Source organism: Streptosporangium nondiastaticum (genome assembly GCF_003011965.1).
Lineage (GTDB): Bacteria > Actinomycetota > Actinomycetes > Streptomycetales > Streptomycetaceae > Streptomyces > Streptomyces nondiastaticus.
Map to the genome: position 1 here is coordinate 1 of NZ_PXWG01000242.1, position 5,087 is coordinate 5,087.

At 73.5% G+C, this 5,087-nt stretch carries 5 protein-coding genes and 2 pseudogenes; 4 read left to right on the forward strand and 3 right to left on the reverse strand.

Annotated elements, in window-relative coordinates; translation table 11 throughout:
* Both B7P34_RS36985 and B7P34_RS34975 read left to right on the forward strand, forming a co-directional pair.
* Positions 1-107: pseudogene (locus B7P34_RS36985) on the forward strand (hypothetical protein); the annotation flags it as partial.
* A 99-nt stretch (positions 108-206) separates the two neighbouring features.
* Positions 207-1,004 carry an ABC transporter permease gene (locus B7P34_RS34975; protein ID WP_223268564.1) on the forward strand — a complete coding sequence of 266 codons (798 nt, stop codon included), beginning with the start codon at positions 207-209 and terminating at the stop codon, positions 1,002-1,004.
* 132 nt (positions 1,005-1,136) lie between these two features.
* Here B7P34_RS34975 and B7P34_RS34980 read toward each other — a convergent pair whose 3' ends face one another.
* Positions 1,137-1,469: an ATP/GTP-binding protein gene (locus B7P34_RS34980; RefSeq protein ID WP_106682164.1), complete on the reverse strand. Its 333-nt coding sequence runs from the start codon at positions 1,467-1,469 to the stop codon at positions 1,137-1,139.
* A gap of 204 nt (positions 1,470-1,673) precedes the next feature.
* Here B7P34_RS34980 and B7P34_RS34985 point away from each other — a divergent pair, with 204 nt between their 5' ends.
* Positions 1,674-2,699 carry an LLM class flavin-dependent oxidoreductase gene (locus tag B7P34_RS34985; RefSeq protein WP_106682165.1) on the forward strand — a complete coding sequence of 342 codons (1,026 nt, stop codon included), beginning with the start codon at positions 1,674-1,676 and terminating at the stop codon, positions 2,697-2,699.
* 106 nt (positions 2,700-2,805) lie between these two features.
* Here the strand turns inward: B7P34_RS34985 and B7P34_RS34990 are convergent, their stop codons facing one another.
* A complete protein-coding gene (locus B7P34_RS34990; protein ID WP_106682166.1) occupies positions 2,806-3,198 on the reverse strand; it encodes an SCO5389 family protein in 393 nt (130 codons plus the stop codon).
* Positions 3,199-3,407: 209 nt separating this feature from the next.
* On the opposite strand from B7P34_RS34990, the gene nucS reads away from it, so the two are divergent.
* On the forward strand, positions 3,408-4,070 hold the full coding sequence (nucS, locus tag B7P34_RS34995) for an endonuclease NucS (protein WP_189383280.1): 663 nt from the start codon (positions 3,408-3,410) through the stop codon (positions 4,068-4,070).
* A 151-nt stretch (positions 4,071-4,221) separates the two neighbouring features.
* Here the strand turns inward: nucS and B7P34_RS37885 are convergent.
* Positions 4,222-5,087: pseudogene (locus B7P34_RS37885) on the reverse strand (hypothetical protein); the annotation flags it as partial.

Sequence of the window (5,087 nt, forward strand, 5' to 3'; positions counted from 1 at the left end):
CCGCGAGACGGAGGCCATGCTGGACGGCTCCGACGCGATCGCCGACTGGCCGCTGCTCAACGCCATGGTCAACGTGGCCTCGGGCGCGTCCTGGGTCTCGCCACCCGGCGGCTCCGCAGAGCGCCCCGCAGGCCGCGCCGCACGCCGCCCCCGGCTACTGGCCCGGCACCGCGCCCGCGGGCGGCGCCCCCGGCCCCGTCGGTTACGTGTCGCCGATCCCGGTGCGCAAGGCGACGCTCATGGACGCGATCGCGGCCGAGTGGACGAAGATCCGTTCGGTGCGCTCCACGGTCTGGACGCTCGGCGTCATGGTGGCGATCGTCGTCGGCGTCGGCCTGCTGATCGCGATGGCCGTCGACAGCGCCGGCAGCACGATGAACGGCACCACGCCGCTCGCCGCCGGCTTCTTCAGCCTGATGCTCGGCATGATCTGCGTGATCACGCTCGGCGTGCTGACGATCTCCACCGAGTACGGCACGGGCATGATCCGCACGACGCTGACGGCCTGCCCGGACCGGGTCCGCGTGCTGGCGGCGAAGGCGATCGTCTTCTTCATCCTGGCCTTCGTCGTCACCCTGGTCTCCACCCTGGTGGTGGGGATGGCCGACGTCGCCCTGCTGGACGACCAGACGGAGTTCGCCGCCGGCGGCAGCGAGTGGCTCAAGACCACGATCGGCACGAGCCTGTTCGTCGGTCTGCTCGGCCTGGTCTCGCTCGGCGTGGGCACGCTGCTGCGCCACTCCGCGGGCGCGATCACGGTGATGCTCGGCGTCGTCCTGCTGCCGCTGGTCGTCGGGATGTTCATGGCCACCGAGAGCCTGATGAAGGTCCGCGAGGCCCTCTTCGAGTACTCGATCCCGATGATGCTGTCGGTCTTCTACGGCGCTTCCGGCAACGAGTCCAACGCGAGCCTCACCGGCTGGGACCCGCTGTGGGTCATGGCGATCGCCGCGGCCGTCGCCCTCGGCGGCGCCTTCGCCTCCCTGCTGAAGCGCGACGCGTAACGCCTCCGGCGGGACGGCGGACGCACCGGCTGCGGTGACGGCGCGTTCCGCCGGACCCCCGCCGCGGTGGTTCATCGCCGTGGCGGCGGGCACTCCCTCTTCCGTCGCAGACCTGGAGCGCCGCCGACAGGCCTAGTAGCGCGGGGCATTACGGGACCGCTGGAGCCTCGCGCTCCGGCGGTCTCTCGCGTTCCAGCACGCCTTGTGCCAGTGCCGCCGGTCGTCGACGCCGGCCCCGTACTGCGGCCAGGCCACCAAGTGCGGCACCCCCGGCGGGATCTCCTGGTCGCAGCCGGGGCAGCGGTAGTGCTTCGTGGCCGCGCCGCCGCCGATCGTGCGGACCGCCCACTCCTCCCCCTGCCAGTCCTCCGTGCGCTCCAGGCCGTAGCGGTCGCCGCCCTCCGTGCGCGGAGCGTCGGACTGCTTGTCTGCGCCGCCTCGCGGGCGGTTTCGGCGCGGAGACACGGGGCACCTCGGATGGTCGGAGAGCTACGGGCCGTGACCAGGTTACGCGTCAGAGTCACCGTGGTGGGCAGGCGTCCCCCCGGCCCCTCACCGGACGCTCTCCCGATCATCATGAAAACTTAACGCGGAGCCGTGCCCAGGGCACGTGTCAGCCGTTATTTCCGGTGGGGGATGCCGCGTCGGTCGCTAGGAGGAGCAAGAGCGATGCGCGTTGGAGCATTCGTCCTGGCCGCCCAGTTCCCGGGCCAGGGGCACGCCGAGGCCCTGCACCGGGCCGTGCGGACGGCGGTGGTCGCCGAAGAGGCGGGCCTGGATGCGGTCTGGTTCGCCGAACACCACTTCGTGCCGTACGGCGTCTGCCCGTCGGCGGTCACCCTCGCGGCGCTGGCCCTCGGCCGCACCCGCCGGATCCGCGTGGGCACCGCCGTCAGCGTGCTGCCCACGGTCCACCCGGTGGCGCTCGGTGAGCAGGCGGCCATGCTGCACCTCGCCTCGGAGGGCCGGTTCACCCTCGGGGTGGGCCGCGGCGGCCCCTGGGTCGATCTGGAGGTCTTCGACTCCGGTGTCGCGGCGTACGAGGAGGGGTTCCCCGAATCCCTGGGCCTGCTGATGCGGTGGCTGCGCGAGCCCCGCGTGGGCGCCGACGGGCCCCGGTTCCGCTTCCGCGAAGTGCCGGTCGTGCCGCGCCCCGACGATCTGGAGGATCGTTCCGGCCCGCCCGTCGTCGTGGCCTGCACCTCGCCGTCGAGCGTCCGCCTCGCGGCCGCGCAGGGGCTGCCCATGCTGCTCGGGATGCACAGCGAGGACGCGGAGAAGGCGGAGATGGTCGCCCTGTGGCGCAAGTGCTCGCTGGAGGCGGGGCGTTCGCCCGAGGAGGTCGCCGCGGCCGGTCACGTCGCGGCCGGCGTCGTGCAGGTCGGGGACCGGCGCCAGGAGGCCGCGGAGACGCTCACCAAGGCCATGCCGGGCTGGCTGCACCAGGGGCTCTCCGCCCATGTGACGGTCGACGGCCGGGCCCGCGCGATGCGTGATCCCGTCGAGTACACCCGGCTGCTGTGCGAGCTGCATCCCGTCGGCCCGCCGCGGCTGTGCGCCGACCGCCTCGCCGCCACCGCGGAGCGCACGGGCATCACGCGCTTCGCCCTGCTCGCCGAGGGCTCCGGCGACCTCGCCGCCACCGAGGACAACCTCCGCCGGCTCGGCAGCGAAGTGCTCCCGCTGCTCGGCTGAGCCGAGGGCCCCTCCCTCCCGCTCTCCGGCCTTCCGCTTCCGGGGCTGCTGCCGCTCCCGCACCGCACTCCACACCTCCCGCATGCGGAGCGGCAGCACGAACGCCTCAGCAGTCCCGGAGCTCCGGGGACTGGTTCAGCAGCTGGCCCCGGATCGATGTGAAGCGGGCGAGGCGCTCGTCCGCCTCCGGGGCGAGCGGGAAGACCGCCACCCGGTGGCAGTTCTGGAAGGCCAGGCGCACTCCGAAGTGCCGCTCCAGCGCACCGCGAATGGCATCACTGGCCAGCGCGCGCAGCAGCTGGCCGCGGGCCTGCTCGTCCGGCGGAGGCGTCTGGTTGTCGGCGAACTCGCCACCGTCGATCCTGAGCCGGGCCACCAGGGAGCTGATCATCTCCCACGCGTACGGCAGGGAGGTCCGGACGCAGTCGACGAATTCCGCTTCATCGACCTCGCCTCGCTCGGCCTGTTCAAGGAGGGCCGGTGAGACGTCGAGCGACATGGGTTCTCCTCTCGCGACCCCGCGAGCGGGGTCTCACGGATGGGCGAGCGGACGACGACGCCCCGTGCCCGTACGACGACCGCCCGCTTCAACGGTAATTCGGCCACTGCGGGCGCACCAGGAGAACGCACCGACAACCAGCCAACGGCGAAGGGGCCCATCAGGGGCGAATCGCGTCGGGGGGCAGGAGTCGAGTAGCGTTGCGCACCATGCGTCTCGTCATCGCCCGTTGCTCCGTGGACTACGCGGGCCGGCTCACCGCCCACCTCCCCTCCGCCCCGCGGCTGATCCTCGTCAAGGCGGACGGCAGCGTCTCGATCCATGCGGACGACCGCGCCTACAAACCGCTCAACTGGATGTCCCCGCCGTGCACCCTCAAGGAGGGCGACGGAAGCGTGTGGACCGTGGTCAACAAGGCGGGCGAGAAGCTGATCATCACGATGGAGGAGGTCCTGCACGACTCCTCCCACGAGCTCGGAGTGGACCCCGGCCTCATCAAGGACGGCGTGGAAGCGCACCTCCAGGAGCTCCTCGCGGACCGCATCGAGACCCTCGGCGACGGCTACACCCTGATCCGCCGCGAGTACCCCACGGCGATCGGCCCGGTGGACATCCTCTGCCGCGACGCCGACGGCGCGACGGTCGCCGTGGAGATCAAACGACGTGGCGAGATCGACGGTGTGGAGCAGCTCACACGCTATCTGGAGCTCCTCAACCGCGACCCGCATCTGGCGCCCGTGCGCGGCGTCTTCGCGGCCCAGGAGATCAAGCCGCAGGCGCGCGTGCTGGCCACGGACCGCGGCATCGGCTGCGTCGTCCTGGACTACGACGCGCTGCGCGGCATCGAGGACGACAAGCTGCGGCTCTTCTGAGCCGGGCTGAACCGCGCTGCGGGAGCATCACCGGACGCCGGACGGGCTGTGCGAGGGCCGTCCGGCGTTCGCGTTCCCGCGCCGGGGCAACGCAGTACGGGCTTGAGTCCGCTGTCTCAGCGGGCTCAAGCCCGTACTGCCGTTGTGCTGCTCAGGCGCCCGACGTCGACGGGCTGCCGCTGCCCGTGCCGCTGCCGTCCGCCGGCTTGCTGCCCGACGGGCCGCTCGCGGCCGACTGGCTGCTGCTGCCGCCCGAGGTGGGGCCGCTCGCGGAGTTCGACCCGCCGCCGGTGGGCTGGGACGGCCCGGAGGACGGGGGCGCGGACGTCGGGGGCTTCGACGAGGGCTGACCGCTGCCGCCGCTGGTGCTGCCACCGCTGCTGCCACCGCTCGGCGGGGTCGAGTGCGAGGGCTTGCTGCTCGGCGAGTGCGACGGGCTCGGCGACGTGCCGTCCGAGGAGGGCGGGGTGGACGGCTCGCCGCTCGTGCTCGGGGCGCCGCTCGGCGACGTGCTGCCGGAGGCGCCCGGCGAGGCGGAGCCGGAGCTGCCGGCGCCGGGCGAGCGGCCCGGCTTGCCGGGCTTGCCCGGCACCTGGGCGTGCCCGGCCTCGCCGGGGTCCCGCTGGTCGGCGGTGAGGCCGTTGTCGCCGTCCTGCTGCGAGGCGGACTGTCCCGGCTTCACCCGTTCGGGCGACTTGCCGTCCTGGCCGCCGGAGGTGATCCCCAGCGTGACGACGGTGCCGAGGACGGCGGCGAGCAGGGCGCCCGCACCGGCCGCGACGAGGTTGCGGCGGGCGCCGCCCATCATCATCTGCCGGGCCCAGGGCTGCCGCGCGGGGCCGCGCTGCTTCCGGTCGCGCTCGGCCGCGAGGCGGGCGATGACCGTGGTCGCGACCTGGTCCGGGTCGGCACCGGAGCCGGGGGCCGCCGGGGCGGCGGAGGCGGGCACGGACGGCTGCACCGCGGACTGCTCGCTGCGGGCGGCCGGGATCTCCTCGCCGGCGGGCGTGCGCCCGG